Origin of the sequence: Metamycoplasma equirhinis, assembly GCF_006385185.1 — a bacterium.
Lineage (GTDB): Bacteria > Bacillota_I > Bacilli_A > Mycoplasmatales > Metamycoplasmataceae > Metamycoplasma > Metamycoplasma equirhinis.
Map to the genome: position 1 here is coordinate 37,642 of NZ_VFIX01000001.1, position 26,509 is coordinate 64,150.

Consider the following 26,509-nt stretch of genomic DNA (forward strand, 5'->3'; position numbering starts at 1 on the left):
CTTTATTTTTTAGATGTAATGATTGTGTTTGGTACTTCGTTATCTATTGCTCTTAAAAGTGAATCTTGTTCGTTTATGTCAAAGATAATAATATCAATTTTATTTTCCTTAGCCATTGATGCAGCTGTTGTGTCAATGATTCGCAAGTCTTTTTCTAGCAATTCATCATAAGTAATTTTTTCAAATTTTTTTGCGTTAGGATTAAATTTAGGGTCGCTATCATAAACGCCATCAACATTATTCTTTCCCATTAAAATTGCGTCGGCATTTATTTCACTTGCAAATAATGTAGATGCTGTGTCAGTTGTGAAAAATGGTCTTCCTGTTCCACCGGCAAATATGACAACTTCGCCTGATTTTAAGTATTTTTTTGCCTTTTCGTTAATATATACTTCACACACTTTGGGGTCCATTGTTAAGCTTGATAAAACTCTACAATGTAAATTGTTATTTTCAAATCCTGATTGCAAAGCTAACGCATTCATTGTTGTTGCAAGCATACCTATATAATCAGCTCTTACTCTTTGAATACCGTTTTTTGCAGCACTAGTACCGCGCCAAAAGTTTCCGCCACCAACAACGATTGCAACTTCGATATTTCTTTTAATTATAACTTTTAGTTGTTTTGCGAATTTTTCCACTAATTCATAATCAATTGCTAATCGCTTATCTTTATTAGCCAATCCTTCACCAGATAATTTAATTAAAACACGTTTATATGACATCAACTCTCCTTAAAGATAGTTTTGTATTAATTTTTATAATTATATAGTAATTTAGTTATTTTAAAAACGGAATTTTTTACTTATTTATAAAGATGATAATTGAAATAATAATTACAAAATATTGAGCCCGATATAAAAATCGCCGCTACTTTGTAACTGAAGCACAATAATATTCTTCGCATTCGATTCTAGACCTAGCGAATTTAAAATGTCATTCCTTAATTAATTCATAATTAATGGTTGATTTTATTATTTATTTCAATTAGTTTTGCTTTCGCTTTTTTAACTGCATCAAATGCGCCGCTACGAGTCATAGCTAATTCGTTAGCTATCTCTGAAAATGACAGATCTTCAAAATAATGCAAATACATTGCTTGTCTTTGCGATTGAGCTAATAGATCTTTATATTTTTCAAATAATTCAATTATTTTTGTTCTTTCATTTATGGTTTCCATTATTCAACTAGCCCTTTCATTAGTCCATAAATATAAGAATCTAAATCAAATTCATTTAAATCTTCTACTTTTTCGCCAAAGCCTACATATTTAACTGAAAGACCTATTTCGTCTTTGATAGTTAAAACAATTCCGCCACGCGAAGTTCCATCCATTTTCGTTAGCACTATACCAGTTAAATTAGTTGCCTCACCAAAAACTTTTGCTTGCAAAATTCCATTTTGCCCAGTTGTGGCATCTAAAACTAATAAACTTTCATGGGGAGCGCCTTCAATTTTAGTTGAAAGCACTTTATTCAATTTTGCCAATTCAGACATCAAATTAACTTTATTTTGTAAACGACCAGCTGTATCTATAATGAGTACATCAAAATTTTCATTTTTTGCAAGATCAATCGCTCTATAAACAACTGCCGCAGGATCCTTTTCATTTTGGTTTGGTCTGACAATGCTTGCTCCTACACGATTTGCTCAAATTTCTAGTTGTTCCACTGCTGCGGCTCTAAATGTATCTGCTGCCGCAATTAAGACTTTATTACCATCATCAATCAATTTTTTAGCTATTTTAGAAATAGAAGTGGTTTTACCAGAACCATTTACTCCAACAACTAAAATTACATTTAAACGTCCTTTTTGAATATTTAATGCTGTATCAATAATTGAATTTGATGTATAAATAGTAAATAATTTATCAGCAATAATTTCACTAATTAATTTTGGATCAGTAATGTTTTCATTTTTAACTTCTTTTTTACATTCATAAATTATAATTTGAACTAACTTAATCGAAATGTCAGACATTATTAGAATTTCTTCAAGATCTTCAAAAAATTCTTCATCGATTTTATTGTGTCTATTTTGCAATTGTCTAACGTTTTCCGTGAATGACGAATTGGATTTAGACAAGCCCGCAATATAGTTATCAATTTTTTTTGATTTATTTAATTCTTTTCCAAGTAATTTTTGTTGTTTCGCTTCTAATTTAGCTTGTTTTTTTGCAATTCGTTCTTCTTTTGTTCCAAAAAGTTTTTCCTTCAGATTATTTCAAAATCCCATGTTAACCGCCTTTTGCAATATTTTAAAAATTATTATTTTTAATAAATTTTAAACTAATAACTAGATATTTTCAATTTTATTTTGTAACCGTTGATATATAATAGACTACTATCCAAGAAAACAAACAACAAGGAGAAAAAAATGAAAAAATTTTTAAAATTAGCTATTCCGTTTACTACCGTTTTGCCAATCGCTACATTGGCTATTAGCTGTGGCGACCCTAAGGCTAAAGATCAAAAAAATAAAGATCAAAGTAAAGAAAACCAAAAAGATAATAATAAAAAGTCGCCTGATTCTGAGAAAAGTTTTGATTTATCGCCTATTAAAAAATTTCTTGCCGATAAAATTAATAACGAAATTAAAAACGAAACAGATAAGGATAAATATAAAGATTTAAACGTAGAAAAATTAATTGATATTATTAATAAATCTATAGATATTCTAGCAGGCGCTGTTTTCAAAATTGATAAAGAATTAAATATTACAAAAGAAATTGAAAAAATTTGAAAAGAAGCCTTTGAAAAATCACCCGAAGATTTTTTGGATCTTAAAAAATTAATGGAAAAATCACAACAATTTGCATTGAAAACTACCGTGGTTTTGGAAAATTTTATTAAACAAGACAAAGAGATACAAGAAGTTATTAAAAAACATGACTACAAATTTGAGAGTTTCGATAAATTCAGAAACGAAATTGCTGCCGGTTTCGATTATCAATCATTTTCAAAAGTTCTAGAAAATATGCAAATTGAACTTGAAAAAGAATTTAAACATGACGAAAATGAATCAGATGAAAAAAGAATGAAAGACGCTTTTATATATTATAAAAAACTAGTAGGGAAATTTTATGATTCAAAAGATAGTATAATTGATGCTTGTTTTCCTGAAAAGAAAAACGAAAAAGAAGTGGCTAACTATAAATTTTATAGAGACTTTGCTAAGGTTGTATTTGCAAAAATTGCTGTCCCATTAAAAGGTGCATTCGATAAAATAATTGATCTTTCTTTAGAAATAAGATTGGATTTAGTAGCCGAATTATTTTTATCATTAGTAGCTTAATTTACCTAGAGACGCAATCGCGTTTCTTTTTTTATTACTTTCAACATCATTGAAATTTTTCAAAATAACAAAATTTTGTTTTCAATATTTTAGTAAAATTGTTTGTATGCAAAATGATTCTATTAAAACTAGAATAATAAATCTACTTAAAATAAGAGATTTTAAATATATTTTTAAATTAACGTTGCCAATTTTTGTGCAAACGTTGTTTTTTGCTATAGTTTCAATTTTAGGTTCGCTTGCATCTACATTATATTTACGTGTTTATCACATTGATGGTTCATTCAATGGCTATTACTTTTATACAATTGCAAAAATATTGAGTGTTTATAAAATTCTTACTTTTGTGCCTATAATTTATCAATTAGGTGTTTTAGTTGTTGTTTCTAATCTTTTTGGACAAAAAAGAGAAAAAGACATTCCAAAAGTTATTAGTTCATCAATTTACATATCAATTATTATTAATGTTTGCTGCTATTTAATTATGTTTGGTTTTTCAGGAATAATTTTAGCTAAATCGGGCGCTAAAGATGCTCCTATTTACGCATGAAAAAACAAATTAGATTATGAAATTTATAAAAATAATTTAAATATAGTAAAAAATAATAATTTGGTTAATGTACCGCTAGATACATTAGTAAATGGTGGAATATTTAAATCAATTAATTTTGCAAACACTAATGCAATTCAGTATATAAATAACGAATTATCCTTTACAAAAAAATTTTTAAGAATAACAACTATCGATATTTTCTTTGCTTCCATAGCAGCAATACTAACTTCCGTTTTGCAAGCTATTAAGAAAAATAAATTTGCTATTATTGGTGTAATTTTATCCATATTTCTACGTACTTGCTGAACATATGCAATATTTTTCGTACCAACATTATTTGCAAAAAACGAAAGTGAAATTACAATATTAATTTCTCTGGAAACAATTTTGGGCGGAATTATTCAATTATTTATTGCTTATATTTTTGTGCAACGTTTTATATTTAAAAAATATAAATTTAAATTTTCAGGTTCATGAAATAATAAATATATAAAAGAAATTGTTCGTCTAGGGCTGCCAATTGCAATCGAAAGCGGAATTTGATATATTTCTCAATATTTTATTGCTGCCGCCATTCCTTATAGCGGTGCTCCCGATCAATTTATTGGAATATGGCGTGCGTTAAATAATACTTATGACATTTTTTCATCATTTGTTCTAGCACTAAGTTATGTAACTAGTGTTATTGTTGCAATTGAAATTGGTAAACAAGACTTTGAAAGAGCGCACTTGCTAGGTAGAAATTCTTTAAAATTAGGTTTCTATGCACAAGTTATTATGTCGCTAATTGGTGTGATCTTAACTTATCCAATGCTAGCCATTTATTCAACTGATCCAAAATTAATTAGAGATTTCGGATATTCTATAACTGCAATTTTAATGCTAAGAGCTATTTTTGATATCGGAAATTTAACAACACTACGAGCTTTATGGGGCGCTAATGATGTCTGAATACCAAATTTAGTAGCGATAGTAACGATGATTGGTGTTCAATTAAGCGCAGTTTACTTAGTTGCAGTTATTCACCAAACTAGCAGTTCTATTTACGCAATGTCGCACACTAACTTTATGTTGCTACTGTCTGCAGCTACTTTGCTTGACGCAATTTTCCGAACAATTTTATTTGGTTTACGTTGAAATAGCAAAACTTGAATTAAATATGCTAAAAAATTATAATTACACATACAAATGTTAAAATATGCAAAACGAAACACGAAAAGAGAAATTTTTTGTGTTTTTTTGTTGCTTATTAATCTATTTCCAACTAAAATATTTTTTAAATTTATATATTTTCTTAATCTAAAAAAGTTTAGATAACGATGAGAGGAAAAATGAAAACATTAAATCGAAAAAAATTATTTGTTATTTTAGGCGCAGTGGTTGCAGCTCCAATTTCAACAGCAGCAATTGCGGCATCATGTAAAGATACAAGAAAAATGAAAAAAAATGAAGATCTGCCAAAACCAGATACACCTACTCCTGATAAACCAAAACCAGATAAACCTGTTCCCGAAATTAAAAAAAGCATTGAAACCAAAGTTTCTAAGAATCTAATTTTAAAAGATCAGAAAATTAAATATCTTTCTATAGGAGATTCAATATCAGCAGGATTTACTGGCTGATTAGAAGAAGACCATCATGGTGAATTAAAAGATGGCAAAGTAACAGGAATGTCATTTGCTGCGTATTTAGCCTATCTTTTAAACCGGAAAACTCCAAATCGACTTGAAAGTTTTAAAAACTTTGCAACATCAAATGCCACAATAGTTGAATGACTTGATTTATTGGGTGTTAAATATCAAACTAAAAAACCTAATATTTTCGATATAAATGATAGTCTATACAAAAATACATTCTATCGTTTTAACGATATTGATAAATTAAAAAGTGATTTAGTTAATGAAATTAAAAATGCTAACTTAATCACTTTATCACTAGGTGCAAATGACTTTTTACGTTCATTTTCATCAATTTTAAAAGCTTCTGGCATTGACAAAATTATTACTTCAATAATTGAAGGTAAAAATTTTGATTTAAATAGCTTTTTAGAATATTTTAAAAACTTTGCAAAAATTGCGCAAGATGAAATTTCAGATCGTTTGAACGAGTTATTTAAAAAATTAACCGAAATTAATCCTAACGCTAACATCGAAATAATTTCTTATCCATCACCAGTGTTAAGATTTGTTTCATCACTAATAGAATTCTTGCCAGAAAACGCTAAAAAACAACTTAAGGACGCTAATCTAAATAGCATGTTGGTAAGCCCATTAAACGATGCGATTCGTGATACAACTAAATCTTATGAAAATATTGGTTATTTAGATGTATATGATGCCGAATATTGAACTAAGAATCAACGTCATTTAGCTTCAATAGTATTTGATATCCACCCATCACCTTTAGGATATAAAAAGATGGCATTTGATGCATTTGTTAAGTTAACAAATGCGAAAATTGAAGGCAAAACACTACAAAGTTTGGGCTGAAGTAATAATTTTATTCTTAACTCTGAAAGCACACATTATCACACAGTAGAATTAAACTCGCCAAAAGTTGAAAATTTATATAAAGAACTTTTTGGTGCAAATCCACAAGAAGCATTTAATAAATTACTTGAGGAAGATGAATTATATAAAGAAATCAAACCTTTGCTAAATTCAGATAATTTTGCTAAGAAGATTCTAGGTTTCCCAGAAGCAACTATGCAAGAAATTGCTATTGCACTTGTAACTAAAGTTTTCACTTCTGATTATATGAAACAATTAGACCCCGATGAAAATCTTAAGAAATTCTTTGCAGACAATGATTACGCAGCCATTAAAGCTTTAATAAAATGATTCAAGTCTTCAAATTGATTTATTAAGCAATTTAATGAAGCACAAAAGCTTGCGCATGAAACAGATTGAGATAAAGACGGCAATCCTGGTGTTGATTTCCTTAATAAGGAATACATAATTGAAATATTTTCAAAAACATTTCTAAAAGAAGAAAATTTAGTTGAATTAATTAAGGAATTTACAAAAAGCGATTTTTCTAAAGATTTCAAAGATAAATTCGCTAATGCATTATCTAATTTTTTAAAATCAAGTTTAAAAAACGAAAAAGTAAAATCTGTTATTTCATTTTTAGCTAAAAAAACATATCCAAGTGTACAAAAATTATTTACACTTGAAAATTATGAAAAATTCATAAGCAAAATTCTAAATTCAAGTCATATTCCTGAAATTACTAAAAATTCTATTTTAGCAATTTTTGAAATTGGACAAAAATCAGAATTAGACAAAGTTAATAATTTTAACGATTTAATTAAATTGCTTTTAACCCAAGAAAAAAGTTCTAACGTAATTGATTCTATTCAAAAAATGTTTAGTGAATTAGTAAATGATAAAGATATTCAAGAGTTATTAATTTCTAGTTCATTAACATTTATATCAAATGAATATCCAACTCTATTTAGTGGTATGGTTGAAAAAGATCAAAGGATAATTTTAGAAAATTTTGTTAGTGTCTTTTCACAAATTGAAAATGAATTAAAAATTTCTAAACTATTTTTAGATTCATTAATTAATGAAATTAAAGAACACGGAAAAGACTTAAAATTGGAACAAACAATTTTTTCAGTTGTTAAATCAATGAGCAATTCTTTACTTGCTGAAGATGGCAAAAAATTATTGTTAATCGTTGAGAAATTTTCAAAAAACGAACAATTGAAAGAACATTCAGAACTAGTTAAAAAATTCTTTGCAAATATTTTAAAAGTATTTAAAGAACAAGATGCTGCAACATTAATTTGAAACAAACTTGAAAATTACATTTCCCAATATGTAACTAAAGAAAATTTCACAAAATTAATAAGTTCGCTTTTAGAAGATCATAAAATGCATGAATTTATTTTTGAGGAAATAATTGCTTTCTTCAAATCACAAGATTTCACAAACCAAGGAATTTCTAAATTGCTAAAACCTGGCGGAGCTGTCTATGACAAATTTACAAGTGTCAAATTCGTTGGCGGATTGCTAAACAATAAATTCTTTAAAGAAAATAAATTATTATTTGTAAAAATTGTTCAAGATATCCTAAAAAATAATTTAGGAAACAAAGATACGCTTGCTAAATTGCTAGAAACCTTAGGCTTAAGTAAACTATTAGGCGGCGATGAAAATACGACTGATTTTGCTAATTTAATTTCAGATTTAGCCTCAAATAAATACCTAGAAGATACATTAAATCACATATTTGAAATAGTAGCAGAAAGCAAAAATGTGTTTGAAGATGCTCAAAATTGAATAGAAGTTATTGCAAAAATATTTGCGTTACCAAACATTGATAAATTAAAAACCTCATTAAAAAATGTCATAAAATTTGTGTTTGAAAAGCATGGTCATATTTTTGGAAAACAAGTTGAAAATTTGCTATATTCATCATGAAAATCAAATAACAAATTATATAAACTGGAAGTTATAGAAAAAAATAGAGGAACAATAGCAAATTTCGTTGCTGATTTATTAAACTCGGCCATAAACAAGGAAGAAACTATTTTTTCAGAAATTATTAATAACATATTTGATGCTTTAAAAAATGTTAAATTGGAAAAAGATGAAAAAATTGATCACGCTGTAAAATTAAGAAACACAATTATTTTAGGTGCGTTGAAATTTGTACAAGGTTCTGCGCCTGGAAAAATTTCGATTGAAAAAATTCTTGCAATTGAATCCGAGAGCTCAACTGAAAACAAAAACAAAGGCGGTAAAATTTACAAAATTTTCGATAATATGAATTCGGAATATTTTGTTAAAGTTATTAATTTAATATTTGAAGTTTCTAATTTCTCATTGAATTCTGGCCTTTACACCACTTTATTTGGTGGAAAATATGTGGAACCCGCTACCAAACATATAAAAGATTCTGTTTCACTAGAAAAAGTTGCAGAAAAACCAAAAGATAATCCTAATTCCTCACAGTTAAAATTTGAAATTGAAATGCCTAGCGATCCAACAAAACTTATTAGTGGAGTTGGTATGGTACAAGCAATATTTGCACCTTTAATTAAGCAATTCATTTTAGATATAAATAAATCAAAATACAATGAAACCGATATACTTAAAGTTAAACAACTTGATAGTTACAAAGCTATATATAGAATATATGTTACATTATTAATGCAAACATTCTCTAACATTCCTGATAGTCTATCCGTATTTTTACCCATAGCATTTTCTTTAATGTCTGGATCTATTGGAAGAGTTGCGAATTTATATTTTGAAAAGAATCAAAAAATTTTAGAAGAATTAAAACAGAAATATGGAACAAATGCACCTTATGTAAGCATTAGCGAAGAAAAAGACACAACTTTAGTTTCACATATATTATTTAGCGGCTATACAAAAGATCAAACATTTACTGAAAATGACCTAAAAAACTTTAGCAATTACGGAGTGGATACTATTTTAGCTTACGTCCAAAATCCTGATAAAAACGATGACAAACATCATAAAAAATATGGCGTTGAAGTGCTAAAAGATGCTTTAGTAAATGGTTACTTACCTCACGAAATTAAAAAATAAAATTAACATGGCGATTTTGCCATGTTTTTTTGTCAAAATCATAGATAAATTAAATACAAATCATTATTTATAATTTAGTATTTATCTCATTCAAAATAGGTTTTTGCACCTTTTTTAATATTCAATTGATAAGAATATTCTTGCGTTCATAAACCTAATGAATGGTCCATATATTTTCTAAAAGAAGTAACACGCCGTTTGCTTCGTTCTTGAACATCAAAATAGTTGTTATTAGCATCATTTAGAAAATCTTTAATTTCGTTATCGCTCATTTTATTATCGCTATTTTCGTCAATTCAAAGTTTTATATCCAGTTTTTTACCCAATGAATATTTATTTAATGTTTCGATATCAATTGAATCGCTAAAATATGAAAAATAAGTATATTTATCTTTTTCTTGGCTAGAAAAGGGATATATTCAATCAACATTGTAAGTAGCAGATATGTCGCTATTTCATGCCTTTTTAGCAACAAAATTGAAATTAGATTTATGAATTGCAATTTTTTGGTAATCACTTGCTTTATTTTGATTAGTTAACAAAAGCGCCATCTTTTTATTAACATAATTTTTATCCAGTTTTAAATAGCCACCAAAATTAAGATTTGCGTGATCTCTTTGAATGGTACTATTTTTATCATCGAACTGCCATTTTCAATTATCGGCACCTATATAACTAATTGCTTGACCATAACCCATTAAATCAATGTAAGCTTTAAATAGTCCTTTCAAACGTAAATCTTTTGCAATATTTTTAAAAATTAATTCATCTTCTGCGTTTCGAAATCCCTTTAATTCATTATCAAAAACTCAATTTGTGGAGAATATTTCTTTATTATCATGAACATACATTTTTAAAATATCGTCGCCAATTGCTGAAAGATATGTGCTTTTTTTATCTGGTTTATCAAAATATAAATAGCCACGATAAATTTTTTCTTGTGGATTATAAAACTTAGAATTAGAAGTGAATGACATTTTGAGCAATTCTCTTGGAACAAGTTCCTCAAATGAATATAAATATTTCACTTGGTCTTCTGTAGTAGCATTAATAAAATTGATGCCATTTAGATTTGAATTATTAAAATATAAATTTTTACTAAATTGGTTTTTAAATTTCATTATTTCAGTTGCTGTTAAATTAAGGTTAGCAAATTTAAATAAATCATAACTAGAAAGATTTTGAAATACAGGATTTTGATTAATTAATTTATATTTAAACGCTGTTGGGTTTTTTAGAAAATAAGCGTTAGATTGACCCAAAGGCAAATAATATGATAAATTTTCCCTAAATTCATGTAAGAATTTTTTGTTATTTGCATTATTTTCTTTAACAATTTGCTTATTTGATAATTTATATTCTAATTCATTATTGGCTAATGAATCATTATTTTTAATACTACGGTTATAAATATTATCAATATGGTGTGTGTATTCATGAACCAAAACACTTAAAATCATTTCGGCTCGTTTTTCAGCATCCCAATTTAAAATTTGATAATTTATTGTGTCGCCTTCAAAAATCGAATTTGAAAAAAGATAGATGTCAAATACACCAGGTAAATAAAAACCATTAACTTCCTTATTTAGTTCTCCAGAATATTTTCTGTTAATGTAAACATTGCGCAAAGCGTTTATTTCTGGCCCAAAAACAGCACGGTTTTGAAATAGTTCATCTAATTTTTTTCTGCCTTCCTCTCCTAAGAAATAAACAGGCTCTTCGTTTTTGTCGATGCCAATAGGGTATTCGATGATTGAAAGATGACCATATTCAAATCTATCGTTTATTTTAAGGTCTTTTTCTAATTTAGAATTAAATGATTTTATTGACGAATTTAAATAGCCATTTTTGCCGTTTATTTTAAAGTCATTTGGATTGATTGGTTTGATTTGGTTATTGCTAAAATTATTTATTGTATTTTTTACATAACGATAAACGCCATAGCCAATACCAGCAGCACATCCAAGCGAAAGTAAAGTAAGAAAAAATGAAAGACCGCCATGACCTTTTGGTTTTTTGGCAGATTTATTTGAAGGTATCTGTGATTGGTTTGAATTTAAATTATCTTTCATTTTTCATCTTCTTTCATTAGCGATTTAACAATTATAAATTAATTATATAATTTTATATTATGTTAAGAATTATTGCTGGAAAATATCGTTCAAGATTACTAAAACAACCAAGCGCCCAAACAACGCGTCCTACAATCGATAGAGCTAGAGAGGCTATTTTTTCATCTATTCAATTCGCACTTAAAGATAAACAATTTTTAGATCTATTTTCTGGTAGCGGTGCGTTTTGCTTAGAAGCTCTTTCGCGAGGAGCAAAAAATGCCATTTGCATTGAGCGAGATATTAACGCCTATAAAATAATTTTAGAAAATAAAAAGACATTAAATGAAACAAATTTATCAGTCATAAATACTGACGCTTTAGATTTTTTAAAGAAAAATTTAACTTCAAAATTTGATTATATTTATTTAGATCCGCCATTTGCAAAAAAAGAATTATTAATAAATTGTTTAGATTTTATTTGCGAAAACGAAATGCTAAATGAGAATGGAATGGCAATTATTGAAACAGATTGAAACAATTTTGAATACGAGCATAATAACTATCGCATAAACAGGAACAAAAAATATGGTAAAATTTATATCTACTACATACAAAAACATTTTTAAATTAAAAAATTTAAAGAGAGGAGAATAATGCCTAAAAAATTAATCATTTTTACTGGCCCAAGTGGCGTTGGCAAAGGGACTGTCGAAAAAGTTTTGTTTGACAATCCTAAATTAAAATTAAAATTATCTGTTTCTATGACAACGCGTTCTCCACGCGAAGGTGAAGTTGATGGTGTTCACTACTATTTTGTATCAAAAGAAACATTTACTGCATGTTTAAAAGAACATAAACTAATTGAATATTCGCTACACTTTGATAATTATTATGGAACTTTATATTCTGAAATCGATAGAATTTGTGAACAAGGCAAAATTCCGTTTTTAGAAATTGAAACTAATGGCGCTAAACAAATAATTGATTTTTATAAGAAAAATAATAAAGAAAATGAAATTTGTTCAATTTTCTTAATGCCGCCTTCGTTTAATGAACTAGAAAAACGTATTGAAGGTAGAAACACTGAAACTCCTGAAGTTATTGCTCAAAGATTAAAAAAAGCAGAAGAAGAAATTAAAATTTCAGAAATTTTTCAACATGTTGTAATTAATGATAGTGTCGAAACAACAGCGAAAAGAATTTCAAAAATAATTAATGATAATTTTAAAGAAGTAATCGCCGGAACAAAAATTATTGAAGAAGGGAGAAAGGCTTAATTATTATCATGAAATATTGCATTAAATCAGATATAGGTAGAGTAAGAAAAGAAAATCAAGACCGCGCAGATATTGCGTTTTTAAGTAATTGAACTCTAGCAATGTTATGTGATGGAATGGGCGGGCATTTTGGTGGTGCTAAATGTGCTGAATTAACTATCGAAACATTAAAAAACTATTTTTTGCAAACATTTCCCGATAATTTAAAATTCAATGATAAACGTAATATTAATAAATGATTTAATAATGCATTAAGCCAAATTAAAAAAACCTTAGATAAATTTATCGAGGAAAATTTTCATTTTGAAAGTATGGGGACAACATTAACTGCTGCCCTTATTTTTAATTCAAATGGGACAATATATATTTTTAATGTTGGTGATTCTCGAACTTATGTATATAACGGACTTTTATATCAAACCACACAAGATCAAAACTTTTTAAATCAATTAGTTTCTAACGATATTTTATCATTTGAAGAAGCCAAAAAACACCCTGATGCTAATAAGTTAGTTAGTTGCATTGGACCAAGAATGATAATGAAATGTGATGGTTTTTTAATAAATAGTGATGCAAATGTCAAATATGTTATTCTAACATCAGATGGATTACATGATTATGTAGAAAAACCCGCAATTGAACAAATATTACAAAATAAAAAATTGAATTTAGAAGCGAAAGCACAAAAACTAGTCGAATTTGCGATTCGAAATTCATCTCAAGATAACATATCAATCGAAATTGTGGAGTTGGAAAATGAGTAGTATGAAAGAATTAATAGGATACCCAAATTTAAATAAAAATTTTGAAGATTTTGTTTTAATTGGGCGTGGTGGATTTGGGGAGGTTTATTCAGGAACTTATAAAAAATCCGGAAAACGTTATGCTATTAAAGTTTTACTAAATAGCCCTGATAGGCCGGAAACCGCCAAATTACGTTTTGAAAATGAATGTAAGCTTTTAGCTAAAATCAAAAGCCCATATGTTGTTGGTTTTTTTGGCCATTTTGTTTCCGATAATGAGGCTTATTATGCTATGGAATTAATCAACGGAAACGGACTAAAAAATATTATTCTAAAAAATAAAAAACTTTTACCAGAAACTGCTGTTTCATATGCTAAAGAAATTTGTCAAGGTCTTATTGAAATTCATAAAATGGGCGTAGTACATCGCGATTTAAAACCAAGCAACATTTTGATTGATAGTAAGTCTAACACAATTAAACTAATTGACTTTGGCATTTCACTTGATGAAACTTCTAAACGAGTAACTTCAACTAATAAAACCGTTGGATCAATTCAATATATTGCTCCGGAAATATTAACGCGTTCGTCGGATGCGACTTTAAAAAGTGACATTTATGCACTAGGTATAATTTTATATGAGATGTTAGTAGGAAAAGTACCATTCACTTCGCAAGATCCACAGCAAATAATGTTGATGCAAATTAATGAGCCTCTCCCTAAAATTGAAGGTGTTAATATCATTATTCCTCAACCTTTGGAAAATATAATCATTAGATGTACAGCAAAAAATCCAGAACAACGCTATGAAAATTGTAGTCAATTATATTTGGACTTATTAAGTTGTTTAAAACCAGATCGAGCATCAGAGCCAAGACTTGAACTTAATGTGAATAAGAAAGTTGCTAAAGCCAAAAAATTTTTTAAGAGTAAAACTTTTGCAATTTTATATTTCACTCTTGGTGGAATTTTAATCTTAGTTGCTATTTTATTAATTGGGCTTCATGCTGGGGGTATATTTTAATGGAACAAGGAAAAATAGTTAAATCTGTCGCTGGGTTTTATGATGTTAAAAGTTTTACTGATCATAAAATTTATCGTGTTCGCGGTAGTGGCAAATTACGCTTACTTGATATGAAACCTATTGTCGGAGACAATGTTGAATTCGAAAAAGGCGAACTAATTCATCGCATTTTGGGACGCCAAAATTTCTTTATAAGACCAAAGATAGCAAACGTAGACCAAGCAATTGTAGTTATGTCATTAGTTGAACCAGAATTTAGTTCTTTACTTGTTGATAAATTTTTGATTATTATCGAAAACAAAAATGTAAAGCCAATTATTGTTTTAACAAAAAAAGATTTAACAAGTGCTTCAAAAATAAATTTTTATAAAGAACAGGGGTATCAAGTTTTTGAAATTAATTACGCAACAAATGAAGGCTTTGAAGGTTTAAGGGAAATTTTTAGACACAAGACTAGTTTTTTTGTTGGCCAAACGGGAGTTGGTAAAACAACGTTGATAAACCACTTAGCAAACACTACTTTCGAAACGCAAGCCATTTCAAAAGCTCTAAATCGTGGCAAGCATACGACTCGCGAAGTTAGTTTAATTGACTTCAATGGTGGTGAAATAATTGACACGCCAGGATTTTCTTCAATCGAATTTGACTTAACAATTAATGAATTACCAACGGCTTTTAAAGCGTTTAGAGAAGCATCGGTTTTTTGTAAATATCGAACTTGCAAACATTACCTTGAAAATGTTAGTGATTGCAAAGTTAAACAATTAGTAGAACAAGGCACAATAAAACAAGAACGTTATGATAACTACATTAGTTTCTTAAAACGTTTAATCGATCCTAAATTTTAATAAAGGAGTTACAATGAAAAAAATTAGCCCATCAATATTAGATGTTCCAAAAGATAATTTAATTAATTATGTAACACAATTGACTAAGTGAGGTGTTAATAACGTTCATTATGACATAATGGATAATATTTTCGTGCCAAATGTTGCATTACAATATGCTGAAGTAAAAAGCATTAAGGAAAATTGCCCGAAACACATAATGGATATTCACTTAATGGTTAAAGATGTTTTTGGTTATTATGAAATGTATAAAAATGTTGGCGACATTATAACTTTTCACTATGAAGCATTAACTGAAGGCGAAATTTTACAATTAATAGAAATAGCTAAAAAAGATAATGTAAAATTAGGGATCTCAATTAAACCTAAAACTAAAGTAAGAGAAATTATTCCATTAATAAAAAATTTCTCATTAGTTTTAATAATGAGTGTTGAACCAGGTTTCGGCGGGCAAAAATTCATTGAAAATAGTTTAAATAAAGTTAGTGAATTAAAACAATATTTAACTAAAAATAATTTGAAAAATATTTTGATTCAAATTGATGGCGGGATTAATGGTGACAATATAAAAAATTGTTTTAAATTTGGTGTGGATATGGCTGTTGTTGGTTCTTATTTAGTTAAAAATTTCTCAGAAAAAACTATTAATAAATTAACTGAGAGGTAAAAAAATGAAAATATCAAAGCAAAAACCAATAATTAAACAAGGTTTTTCTAATTATTTTTATTGCTTTTATTTGAGGGTATGGGATATTTATTTTTAGTGCTATTGGAATTGTATTAAGTAAATCAAAGAATTTCGTTGAAACCCTACAAAATGTGTTATGAATTCCCTATGTTTGAATTGCTATTTTTATTGCAAAAGTTGCATTTTCAGCGTAATGTGCAAACTTTGCATATCGACTAAACGATCAAAGTTTTAAATCCTATATTTTCGCTTGGTGCATTTATATTTATATTGTCGTTTATTGGATGTTGTTTAGCATTGAAAAAAGCAAATTCAAAAACAGAAAATGACAATTATGATAAATATAGTAAACCAATAATAAGGATTATTATGATTTTGAACCCAAAATTTAATTAATTTTTTAATGGGCTAAAAACTTTTCAAAATTTAAATTCTTAAAAGTTATAATTTTATTAGTTATATTAATCAATTTAGCAAGGAGAAAAATGCAAAATATTAAAAAAACAACGTTTAGATTTAATTTATCACTTTTAATTTTTAGAGTAATATACGTTATAGCATTTATTGGGGTATATGCAGCAACTGTGCATTTATTAATTAGTGGCAATTTTCATGATAGATTATTGTATATCGTAAAACAATATACAGGACTTATTGCGCCAATTATATTTTTTGGACTAGCATTATTAGTTACATCAATTGGTGCATTCGTATGCAACATAATAGCAGCTATTAAAACTTTTAAAGAAGGAAAAACCAATTTATTTGTCCTATTTTTATTGGGCATGTTTATTAGTACCATAATATCTTTAGTTGCATCGATATTGTGATTAAGAGAAGATAAGAAAAATATAGTAGTTTCACAAAACAATAATACTAATTCTAATTTAGACAATAACGATTCAAAACCAACTGCGGAAATTTAATCAAGGTAGCTTTATGCTACTTTTTTTAATATTTTTTAAGTCAAAATACGCGAAATAAGCTTCCCAACAAAATAATGTTATTTTAATATACAATAGTAAAAGGTTTTCTTCCGGCGAAATAAATCATATTTTTTTAGCACTTTAATAAAAAGAGTGCTAAAATATAACTTGTAGATATTCAGAAATAGATTTATAAAAAAATATTTAACAAAATATATTTATTTTTAAGGAGATTATTATGGCAAAAGAAATAATTTTAGGCATTGACCTTGGAACAACAAACTCTGTAGTTTCAATTATTGAAAACGGAAATTCTAAGGTTTTAGAAAATCCTAATGGTAAAAGAACCACTGCGTCTGTTGTAGCATTTAAAAATGGTGAAACAATAGTAGGCGAGGCCGCTAAAAGACAACTTGAAACTAACCCGGATGCAATTGCATCAATAAAAAGATTAATGGGAACTTCAAAAACTGTTCATGCAAACAATAAAAATTACAAACCAGAAGAAATTAGTGCATTAATTCTTTCATATATGAAAGAATATGCTGAAAAGAAAATTGGGCAACCAATTAAAAAAGCTGTTATTACTGTGCCAGCATATTTTGATAATGCACAACGTGAAGCAACAAAAAACGCAGGTTCAGTTGCTGGTCTTGATGTTGTTAGAATCATTAATGAACCTACTGCTGCTGCATTAGCATTTGGTCTTGATAAAGACAAGGAAAAAAACAATAAAATTTTAGTATTTGACTTAGGTGGAGGTACATTTGACGTTTCAATATTAGAAATGGAAAACGGTACATTTGAAGTGCTTTCTACATCAGGAGATAATGTGCTTGGTGGTGATGACTGAGACAATAAAATTGTTGAATGAATGTCACAAGAAATTACTAAAAAATATGATTTTAATCCTAAAAATGACAAAATGGCAATGGCTAGATTAAAAGAGGAAGCTGAAAGAGCAAAAATTACGCTTTCTCAATCATTAGTTGCTAACATTTCACTACCATTTTTAGCAATGAACGCAAATGGACCAGTTAACGTTGAACTTGAACTAAAAAGATCAGAATTTGAATCTATGACATCCGAACTATTAGAAAGAACCAAAAAACCGTTAATGGACGCACTAGCAGAAGCTAAGTTATCTTGATCAGAAATTAATGAAGTTTTAATGGTTGGTGGTTCAACTAGAATGCCAGCTGTTCAAAAATTAGTAAGTGATATTACAGGCAAAAAATTGAATAGTTCAATTAACCCTGATGAAGTAGTAAGTGTTGGTGCTGCAATTCAAGGAGCTATCTTAGCAGGAGAAATTCAAGATGTTTTACTTTTAGATGTTACACCATTAACATTAGGGATTGTAGTTGAAGGTGATTTAGTTGCTCCATTAATACCTAGAAATACAACCATTCCTGTAACAAAAAGTCAAGTATTCTCAACTGCAACAGATAATCAAGAAGCAGTAACAATTGCTGTTACTCAAGGTGAACGTGAATTTGCAAGAGATAATAAAATTCTTGGTCAATTTAATTTAGAGGGTATAGATCCTGCTCCTCGTGGTGTTCCGCAAATAGAAGTAAGTTTTTCTATTGACGTTAATGGAATTACAAAAGTTACTGCAAAGGATAAAAAAACAAACAAAGAACAAACCATTACAATTCAAAATACATCATCACTATCAAAAGATGAAGTTGAAAAAATGGTAAAAGAAGCTGAAACCAATCGTGAAGCCGACAAAAAGAAACGTCACGAAATTGAAGTAACTGTTAGAGCTGAACAATTAATTAATGATTTAAATAAAGCGTTAGAATCAAAAGAAGCCGAAAAAATGCAAGATGTGCAAAAAGAAGAACTTAAAAAACAAGTTGATGAATTAAAATCACTTTTAGAAAAGAAAGATTTTGATACTTTAGAAACCAAAATAAATGAATTCGAACAAAAAATGGCGCAAGCTATGGAAATACTTAAAAAACAAGGAGTAAATCCTGAAGATCTTAATAAAAAAGATGACTCTTCACAAACTAATTAACTATATATCTCAATAACGATAAATGGCGCCTTCTTATGTAAGACGCTTTTTTATTTAATATAATTAATAAAAGGAAAATATGCATTTAAACAGGAAATTATGAATTTTAGGTGGTGTTGCAGCAACTATTTTGCCCGCTGTTGTAACATCATGTGATTTAAAAATAAAGGAAGATAAGAATATAAAAGTAGACAGGAAAAAAACTTTGCTTTTTAATTTATCTAATGTTTACAATATTGATGAAAATTTTGTTGACTTATATTTTATAAACAATGGAAATGTGCCTTATGTTAGTGTTGTTGATACTTTTTATAAATTCGGTGGCTTTTTTGATACTTCAAATTTTTCAATCTCAAAAAACTTGTTTTCTTCAGAAATAAAATTTTTACCGCTTTCGGATAATTTTTATTCAACACCGTTTTATATTGATACAAATAAGAATACGCTATCTTTTCGTGATTATTACTTTTATAATTTTGTTAAACCAAATAACATCACAAATTATTCGCGCCACTTAAAGGTTGTTTCGTCAAGTTTGGAAAATAGAAGCTTAAAAAAAACGACAATTAATTTTAATGAATACGGTATCGATATTTACAAAAAAGACGGAAAAATTTTGATGCCGCTAGTAGTATTTAATACTTTATTCTTTAGCCAAAATTATTTCAATTTATACTATAATGGCGAAGCCTTGATAGCCACAGATTACGCTTTAATTGATGGAATGAATAATTTAGAAACTATAAGAAAATCAAAATGAAATGATACTAAGGCGCCTAAAGATATTCGTGAAATGACATACAAACATATTAATTTTATAATGGATAATTTTTATGGTTTAAGAGTAAAAAATAAATATCGAAACTTTTCAAAGTGAATAAATGATTCAAGAAAAAAAGATTTACTAAGTGATAATCAATATTTCTTTAATCGTAATTATGCTGAGTTTTTTCATCGCAATTTAGATGAATTGCACACTAGAGTTTCAATGCCTTCATTTTTTAATAAAGCTAATGATACAATTGTAAAAATGGATGCTTACAAAAATAATATGGGTTTATTTAGGGAACGTTATATAGAAACTTATCAAAAACTAGAACAACAAAGAAAAGCAAAGTCATATCAAAATGAAGGAATAAGATACAAGGGCGATACTGCCATAATAACATTCAATCAATTTAAAACTGCACCAAATAAACAGGAAACCGCTAACAACGATTCATATCAATTTTTCAAAATAGCAATGAAAGAAATAAAACAAAAAAATATTAAAAATATTGTGATTGATTTATCTTTGAATGGCGGTGGAAATATTGGTGCAATGCTACGTGTACTAGGTTTTATAACTGATAGGCAAATTCCATTAATTGGCCATGAACTATTAACCAATCAAATTGTTAGAGAAAATTACAAAATTGATACAGACGGTGATAGAAGATATGATCGTGATGCGTATACACAGTACAACTGAAATTTATTAGTTGGCATCAATACATTTAGTGCAGCTAATTTATTTACAAGTATTTTTAATGATTTAAAATTAGGAAAAATAATTGGACAAAAAACTGGTGGCGGAATGTGCTCTGTTTTGCCGATAGTTTTAGCTGATGGAACAACAGTTGAAATAAGTTCAAATAATTGTTCTATCAATTTAGACTTAAATGAAATTGAATCAGGAGTAAAAGTCGACAAGATATTAAATTATGATGACTTTTACGATGACGATAAATTAATTAATGCAATAAAAGGAAAATAAGAAAATATTTCGCAATAGCAACCAAAAAAACTAATTGCGATTTATTTTTTGCTATTTTAATTAAGCAATAAAAATTTAAGCGATTTTATATTTTTTTTGTAAATTCAATGTCAATTATGCTATTATTTAATTAAAAAATACAAAATAAAATTAACAACTAGTTAATAAATTTATATTATTTTGATTCAGGAAGGTTAAATTATGACTAAAACAATTAGCGACATAGAAGCTAAAAAAAATAACAACTTTTTTGCTAATGTTAAATTTTTATCACAAATTTTGTTTGCTAAAAAAAATACATACATTATCCCAATTGTATTTTTCTTATTAAATTTAATTGCGGCAATTTCGTTTGCATTTATAAAAATTGAAGGCAGATTTTTACCAATAATTACATATGCAATTGCATTTATTGAATTAATGCTTACTGTCGTTTATTCAAGTCTAAAGCATTTGAATCTTTATCACGATTTAGAAAAAGAGGGGGTTGAAATAATTTTATTTTCTAAACCTATTTCGAGAAAAAAAATTATTTTATCAAAAATTTTTGTCTCGTTGATAGTTGGTAGTTTTTGAACCTTAGTTCTAGCAATTTCTAATATGTTTTTATTGATCAAATTAGATTTATTGCCATGATATTTAATGTTTATATATACATTTTTAGCAATGTTTTCAGTTTATGTTATTTTTGGCAATATCGTTTCAATGATATCAATTAAATTAAATAAAGATATGTCAGTTGCGCTCGCCTTGTTAATGTTTGCGCCAATCGCTATCGGCGGAACATTTATTCAGTCAAATTCGACATCAACGATGAATAATGTTGCACATTATTTAAATAAAGAATATAAATATCATCATTCAAAAACCGAAGCCGATTTTGAAAAATTCTTTTTGAATAAGAAGAAAAATGACTCGCTTTATTTAATACCTAATGGGCAAGGCAAAAAAATCGAAAATTGACAAAAAGAATATTTAGAAAAGGCTTTTAACGCTTCGAAAAATTCTGCACTAGAATGACAAACATATTCGTGAATAGCTTTTCCTTACCAAATGTTAGACATATTTAATACTAAAAGTGAAAATATATTTGAATTAGCTTCAAATGAACGTAAAACAAATATGGACAAATACCTATACTACAAAAATAATGATGAACTAAGTTATTCATATAAATTAACAAATAAATCAAATGATTTAATTTATAAAAATGTTAATGGGCAATATCAATATATTTTTCCTAATATTTTAAAATTAAATTCTCACTTTAATAATCAAGATAATACTGGTCTGATTTATATTCGCAAAAATATTGATTCTATAGATGCGAGATTCCCTGAAGATGAACTTGAATTAGCAAGGCCCGAAACATTTGAAGGTGAATTAAAATGAAAATACATTTTTGAACTTTTAAATCACCAAGAATTTAATAAATTTGCTGAAGATTTCTTTGGAAACTTTGAAAAGAAGTTTGTCGGAAGGATTGAAACACATGCAAATCTTGTTGCTGCTAAAATTGACATCGTGGACTCACTACAATTTGCTTTGAATAATAAGGAAAATATTTTGAATAAAATTATTGATCCTTCAACTACTATTTTTGATCAATATGCAGTTGTTAATAGAATTATTAAAAGCGATATCGAAAGAAAAATTTATTTAACAACTGCATTAATATATTATGCTTACTTTAAATATCAAAATTCATTTATTTTAAATGCTTTATTAATAAATGATAATGAAGCAAAAAAATATACACCTTCATCTTACAATATTTCAATTGATGGAAAAGATTTCATAATTGGTGGCGTTAAATCCGTTACGCCAAGACAAGTAGCAATTAAAAAAACACCACAAGATCCTGAAAAAATTGTTACTAGATACACAATTGAATATGACACAGAAGATAATATAACAACAGGTCTTTTTGCCACCACAAATGAAGTTATGACTATTGAAAGAAATAAAAAAGTTAATAATAAAAATTTATACATTTTAATTTGAATTTCAATCGCAACTTTATTTGCTTTTCTTAACGGTTTTATATATTATAGAAAGGATTATAAATAATGAATTTAGCAATTCTTAAAATTAATAATTTAACTAAAATATATCCAAAAAGCGACAAAGGAATTAAAGAAATTTCGTTTGAAGTCCCAACTGGCGACTTTCATTCATTTATTGGCGAAAACGGTGCTGGTAAGACTACAACAATAAAGACTATTATTGGCTTATACACTAAATACACAGGCGAAATTTTAATTGATGGAATTAGTAGCAAAGAAGAATCAAGCAAATCAATAATCGGTTATGTACCCGAAGTTGCTAATTTTCCCAAAGAATTAACCACTAATGCTTACTTAAAATATTTAGCACTTTTATCCAATATTGATTCCAAAATTGCACAAAACCGAATTGATGAAATGCTAAAAAAATTTGGTATTTATGACCTTAAAAATAAATGCCCTTATTCGTTTAGTTCGGGACAAAAGAAAAAAGTATTATTAATTCAAGCTTTGATCCATAAACCTAAATTATTAATTCTAGATGAACCATCAGCAAACTTAGATCCCACAGCTCGCTTTGAATTATTTACTTTATTAAATGAATTAAAAAAAGAGGGAGTAACCATTTTTATTTCATCACATATTTTAACTGAAATTGATCGTTATACCGATTCATTAACTTTAATACATAATGGTGAAATTTTATATAACGGTAAAAAATACTCTAATTTGGAGAATATCTTTTATGATAAAGTTATTAAAAACAACTAAAAAAATTATTGCTGTTTCCTCGCTTTCGCCTTTGATTATTACGCCTCTTCTTTCGGCAACTTGTCAAAGAATTCATCGCTACAAAGATAACAAAAAAGACTTCAAATTAAAAGAATATGACCATTTTTTGGAAAATAAAAATATTGCTTCAACATTGAGTTTTTATAAACAAAACCAATCTGAATTAAATGCATACGTTGATTATCAAACAACAATGACACCTAAAAAATTTGGTGAATTAAGTGTTGCACTTACATGATTTACTCCCTTTCTAAATGACATAAAATCTTATCCTACAGAATATTTGCCAATATCTGAAAAATCGCAAAAAATTTTAATCAAAACATTGCAAAATGATTGACTTTGGATGTTGAAAAATATTCATAAAATGTCATACACGTTTAACCCTTACGGTTCGAAATACGCTAGACCTTCTTATGATGAATTTTTGGTTGAGGAAAATATTCATAAATATAAAACATCACCGATTGATGATGCGAAATTATTCAATTACATTACTAAATTATTTTCCGATTCAACAATTAAATTGCAAAACAATAAAATCAAAAATAATAACTTAAACTTCGCATTTGAAATCCCTTTAGATAAAAAAAATATTCAAGTTGATAAATATAAAAAAATTACTGTTAAATATTTATTTTTAACAGAAAATATTGTGACTAAATTATATGAAATGACTAGCGAAGATAATTTAAGATCGGTTGTTTTATCATATGATTTGCTTTACATTGATTGAAGTAAAATTTTTCAATCTAAAAATGAATACATTAAGTCGCTTGAATTAAGTATTTGAGAAAAACGTACCGCTAAAGCTAAATACAATAAAGCTTATCTTGATAGACAATTAAAAGATGAATATGAAGAATCACAAATTTTAGGACAAGATGACCCAGACGAAAAAATGTCGGAAGAAGAATATAAAAGACGTTTGTTAGAAAACGAAAAAAATGCATGAAACGGTTTGAAAGATATTGACTTTTTGAGACCTTTTTCATCAGAATATCTAGACGCTTTAACAAACACTATTAATAAAATTTATTTAGCTGAGGAAAATAAATGAAGCATTTTTAAATTTACATGGAGGTTCATTGATGAAGGCTAATAAAAAAATTATTATTTTACCGTCATTAATATTACCCTTACTTCCTCCTGTTTCAATTTCGTGTGCTAATACAAATGCTAATTTGCAAAATCTAATTGACAAAAAAGGTGACATTATTGATAATGTTGATAAAGATATTGAAACAAAAAAACAATTTATTCAGACAATATTAAATTCTTTATATGATAGCAATTTGCTTAAAATGGAACAATACATTAATTCGCTACCTAAAACAAAAGAACAAATTAATCATTCAATTAATTCACTAGCAAGAGAAATGAAAAAACATGAAGATAAAAAAGTTATCATGCTTCAGGAATGGCTTTCGAAAAATTGACTATTATTTTTTGAGAACATGGATAAATTTAACTTAATTTTCGATAAATGAATTTCGCCAAACCCAAAGGAAGGTAAAGACGAATTTAACAAAATAATCGCACAATATTCAAATAAGGTTTCTAAGTTAGAAAAATATAGTGAAACAAAAATAGAAGGTAACACTATTGACTCGAGCCGTGTTGCCGAATGAAGTCAACATACATATAAAAAGAGTAATTATTATGTTGGTCATAAAAATATTGTTTTCGAATTTTACATTGACTTAAATAAAAATGAAATCGTTTTTAACCCATTTGTTTGATATTTTCAAAATACAAAAGAAAATATTTCATTGGGAACTATTGACACAATATATCATTCGTGTTGATTGCATCATAGCGAACATGAATTTGTAAACGGTTTTGAAGGGAAATTAGTAAAAAAATACGGTCATCCCGCTTCAATGCTATTAATACCTAAAGGAGATAACTAATGACAAAGCAAAAAAAATTAGTTTTGGGATTAAGTGCTACTACTGCTATTGCATTTGCATTTTCAGTCGCTACTCCCTTTATCGTTAGAAAACAAAATAATCATCAAAAAATTGTTGCTCAATTTACCGAAAAAATCGAAAAAGAAACAGAAATTAGAAAGGATTTTAATTTATTTGTTAATAGTCAACCAATTAAAAAAACATTGGAAATTTTGTTTAGACATGAAAAAGATTCTAAAAAAGCTATGACTGAATATATAGAGAACCAATACAAACTAATTTTTTCAAATAAGCACAATTTAATTAGAAATAAATTATTTTTTATTAACGGGATAACTAATTCGCTAAGTCAACAAGATAATTTATTGTGATTAACAGAGGAAAAAAAGCCTTATTTTAAGCGTAATGATTCCAAATATTTTGAAACCGAATTTGGAAAAATGCTAACAGAAGATTGACTTTGATTCTTATATAATATAACTTACTTTAGATTTGCTTTTACACCAAATAAGGCGGATTTGTCAGACCAAAATTTAGAAAATATTGTTAAAATAAGCAAAGATATTGGTGCCTTTTATAATCCAAAATCAAATATTTTAATTGATTATTCGCATCAAACCATTATTGATGACAAAAATGATAATACCATCACTTATACTTTTGATTATCTTACTGCTGAAGGTTTCATTTTGCATTTTGAAATCAAAAAAGAAATGCTTGAAATAAACGGTAAAAGAGTTGAAGGAAAAATTTTGCATAAAGACATTTTGCCAATAATGTATACTTTTACAAAAATAAGAAAATCAAAAAACATTTTGCGTGATTTCGACATTCGTAGATACTCTAGTGTATTTAGTGATTTTCAGGATCTTGAAAACACATCAATCAAGCGTAATGTTTTTGAAGAACGTCACGGTGGAAAACGTCTTTCATTTTCGCTCTACTGCATGCAAAACCAATAACTGCAAACACAAATTTTTAACGATTTGTGTTTTTATTTTTTAGCGACAAAAAAACTATAAAATTTTATACCGTTATG

The 26,509-nt window shown here is 27.5% G+C and carries 21 protein-coding genes; 17 read left to right on the forward strand and 4 right to left on the reverse strand.

The features are described 5' to 3' along the window. Positions 1–2 precede the first annotated feature (2 nt). The 3 genes from pyrH to ftsY all read right to left on the reverse strand — a co-directional run bounded on the left by pyrH (position 3) and on the right by ftsY (position 2,235). Positions 3–728 (reverse strand): UMP kinase, encoded by a 726-nt coding sequence (gene pyrH / locus FJM08_RS00165; protein ID WP_140031201.1) that lies wholly within the window; start codon positions 726–728, stop codon positions 3–5. Between the two features lie 230 nt (positions 729–958). After that, positions 959–1,180 (reverse strand): sigma factor-like helix-turn-helix DNA-binding protein, encoded by a 222-nt coding sequence (locus FJM08_RS00170; RefSeq protein WP_140031202.1) that lies wholly within the window; start codon positions 1,178–1,180, stop codon positions 959–961. Then, on the reverse strand, positions 1,180–2,235 hold the full coding sequence (gene ftsY, locus FJM08_RS00175) for a signal recognition particle-docking protein FtsY (protein ID WP_140031203.1): 1,056 nt from the start codon (positions 2,233–2,235) through the stop codon (positions 1,180–1,182). Before ftsY ends, FJM08_RS00170 begins: the two co-directional genes overlap by 1 nt. A 141-nt stretch (positions 2,236–2,376) precedes the next feature. On the opposite strand from ftsY, the gene FJM08_RS07040 reads away from it, so the two are divergent. The 3 genes from FJM08_RS07040 to FJM08_RS07050 all read left to right on the forward strand — a co-directional run bounded on the left by FJM08_RS07040 (position 2,377) and on the right by FJM08_RS07050 (position 9,414). Continuing rightward, positions 2,377–3,294 carry a hypothetical protein gene (locus tag FJM08_RS07040; protein WP_140031204.1) on the forward strand — a complete coding sequence of 306 codons (918 nt, stop codon included), beginning with the start codon at positions 2,377–2,379 and terminating at the stop codon, positions 3,292–3,294. Between the two features lie 106 nt (positions 3,295–3,400). Beyond that, on the forward strand, positions 3,401–5,023 hold the full coding sequence (locus tag FJM08_RS07045) for an MATE family efflux transporter (RefSeq protein ID WP_140031205.1): 1,623 nt from the start codon (positions 3,401–3,403) through the stop codon (positions 5,021–5,023). Positions 5,024–5,178: 155 nt separating this feature from the next. Beyond that, complete coding sequence (locus tag FJM08_RS07050; protein ID WP_170177174.1) at positions 5,179–9,414, forward strand: SGNH/GDSL hydrolase family protein; 4,236 nt, start codon at positions 5,179–5,181, stop codon at positions 9,412–9,414. A 74-nt stretch (positions 9,415–9,488) separates the two neighbouring features. Here the strand turns inward: FJM08_RS07050 and FJM08_RS07055 are convergent, their stop codons facing one another. Then, the gene (locus FJM08_RS07055) at positions 9,489–11,486 is read right to left on the reverse strand and encodes an MYPU_1760 family metalloprotease (protein ID WP_140031207.1); all 1,998 of its coding nucleotides are present in this window, start codon (positions 11,484–11,486) and stop codon (positions 9,489–9,491) included. 59 nt (positions 11,487–11,545) lie between these two features. Between FJM08_RS07055 and rsmD the strand changes: the two genes are divergently transcribed. The 14 genes from rsmD to FJM08_RS07085 all read left to right on the forward strand — a co-directional run bounded on the left by rsmD (position 11,546) and on the right by FJM08_RS07085 (position 26,432). Then, positions 11,546–12,094 carry a 16S rRNA (guanine(966)-N(2))-methyltransferase RsmD gene (gene rsmD / locus FJM08_RS00200; RefSeq protein ID WP_140031208.1) on the forward strand — a complete coding sequence of 183 codons (549 nt, stop codon included), beginning with the start codon at positions 11,546–11,548 and terminating at the stop codon, positions 12,092–12,094. A 27-nt stretch (positions 12,095–12,121) separates the two neighbouring features. Next, the gene (gene gmk / locus FJM08_RS00205; RefSeq protein WP_140031209.1) at positions 12,122–12,745 is read left to right on the forward strand and encodes a guanylate kinase; all 624 of its coding nucleotides are present in this window, start codon (positions 12,122–12,124) and stop codon (positions 12,743–12,745) included. An 8-nt stretch (positions 12,746–12,753) separates the two neighbouring features. After that, on the forward strand, positions 12,754–13,509 hold the full coding sequence (locus tag FJM08_RS07060) for a PP2C family protein-serine/threonine phosphatase (protein WP_211331328.1): 756 nt from the start codon (positions 12,754–12,756) through the stop codon (positions 13,507–13,509). Between the two features lies 1 nt (position 13,510). After that, the gene (locus FJM08_RS00215) at positions 13,511–14,512 is read left to right on the forward strand and encodes a serine/threonine-protein kinase (RefSeq protein WP_241863509.1); all 1,002 of its coding nucleotides are present in this window, start codon (positions 13,511–13,513) and stop codon (positions 14,510–14,512) included. After that, entirely contained in the window at positions 14,512–15,360 is an 849-nt protein-coding gene (gene rsgA, locus FJM08_RS00220) for a ribosome small subunit-dependent GTPase A (RefSeq protein WP_140031212.1), read from the forward strand. The genes FJM08_RS00215 and rsgA overlap by 1 nt, the downstream gene beginning before the upstream one ends. Before the next feature lie 13 nt (positions 15,361–15,373). Further along, complete coding sequence (locus tag FJM08_RS00225) at positions 15,374–16,027, forward strand: ribulose-phosphate 3-epimerase (protein ID WP_140031213.1); 654 nt, start codon at positions 15,374–15,376, stop codon at positions 16,025–16,027. A 506-nt stretch (positions 16,028–16,533) separates the two neighbouring features. Next, positions 16,534–16,974 carry a hypothetical protein gene (locus FJM08_RS00230; RefSeq protein WP_140031214.1) on the forward strand — a complete coding sequence of 147 codons (441 nt, stop codon included), beginning with the start codon at positions 16,534–16,536 and terminating at the stop codon, positions 16,972–16,974. Positions 16,975–17,212: 238 nt separating this feature from the next. Continuing rightward, a complete protein-coding gene (gene dnaK / locus FJM08_RS00235) occupies positions 17,213–19,003 on the forward strand; it encodes a molecular chaperone DnaK (RefSeq protein WP_140031215.1) in 1,791 nt (596 codons plus the stop codon). 79 nt (positions 19,004–19,082) lie between these two features. Beyond that, positions 19,083–20,759: a S41 family peptidase gene (locus tag FJM08_RS07065; protein ID WP_140031216.1), complete on the forward strand. Its 1,677-nt coding sequence runs from the start codon at positions 19,083–19,085 to the stop codon at positions 20,757–20,759. A gap of 201 nt (positions 20,760–20,960) precedes the next feature. Further along, positions 20,961–22,829, forward strand: a complete 1,869-nt coding sequence (locus FJM08_RS07070) for an ABC transporter permease (RefSeq protein WP_140031217.1) — start codon at positions 20,961–20,963, stop codon at positions 22,827–22,829. Further along, positions 22,829–23,536, forward strand: coding sequence for an ABC transporter ATP-binding protein (locus FJM08_RS00250; protein WP_140031218.1), 708 nt, complete (start codon positions 22,829–22,831; stop codon positions 23,534–23,536). Before FJM08_RS07070 ends, FJM08_RS00250 begins: the two co-directional genes overlap by 1 nt. Next, on the forward strand, positions 23,511–24,659 hold the full coding sequence (locus FJM08_RS07075; RefSeq protein WP_140031219.1) for an aromatic motif membrane protein: 1,149 nt from the start codon (positions 23,511–23,513) through the stop codon (positions 24,657–24,659). Before FJM08_RS00250 ends, FJM08_RS07075 begins: the two co-directional genes overlap by 26 nt. Further along, on the forward strand, positions 24,649–25,470 hold the full coding sequence (locus tag FJM08_RS07080; protein WP_140031220.1) for an aromatic motif membrane protein: 822 nt from the start codon (positions 24,649–24,651) through the stop codon (positions 25,468–25,470). The genes FJM08_RS07075 and FJM08_RS07080 overlap by 11 nt, the downstream gene beginning before the upstream one ends. Beyond that, on the forward strand, positions 25,470–26,432 hold the full coding sequence (locus FJM08_RS07085; RefSeq protein WP_140031221.1) for an aromatic motif membrane protein: 963 nt from the start codon (positions 25,470–25,472) through the stop codon (positions 26,430–26,432). The genes FJM08_RS07080 and FJM08_RS07085 overlap by 1 nt, the downstream gene beginning before the upstream one ends. The last annotated feature ends 77 nt before the right edge of the window (positions 26,433–26,509 follow it).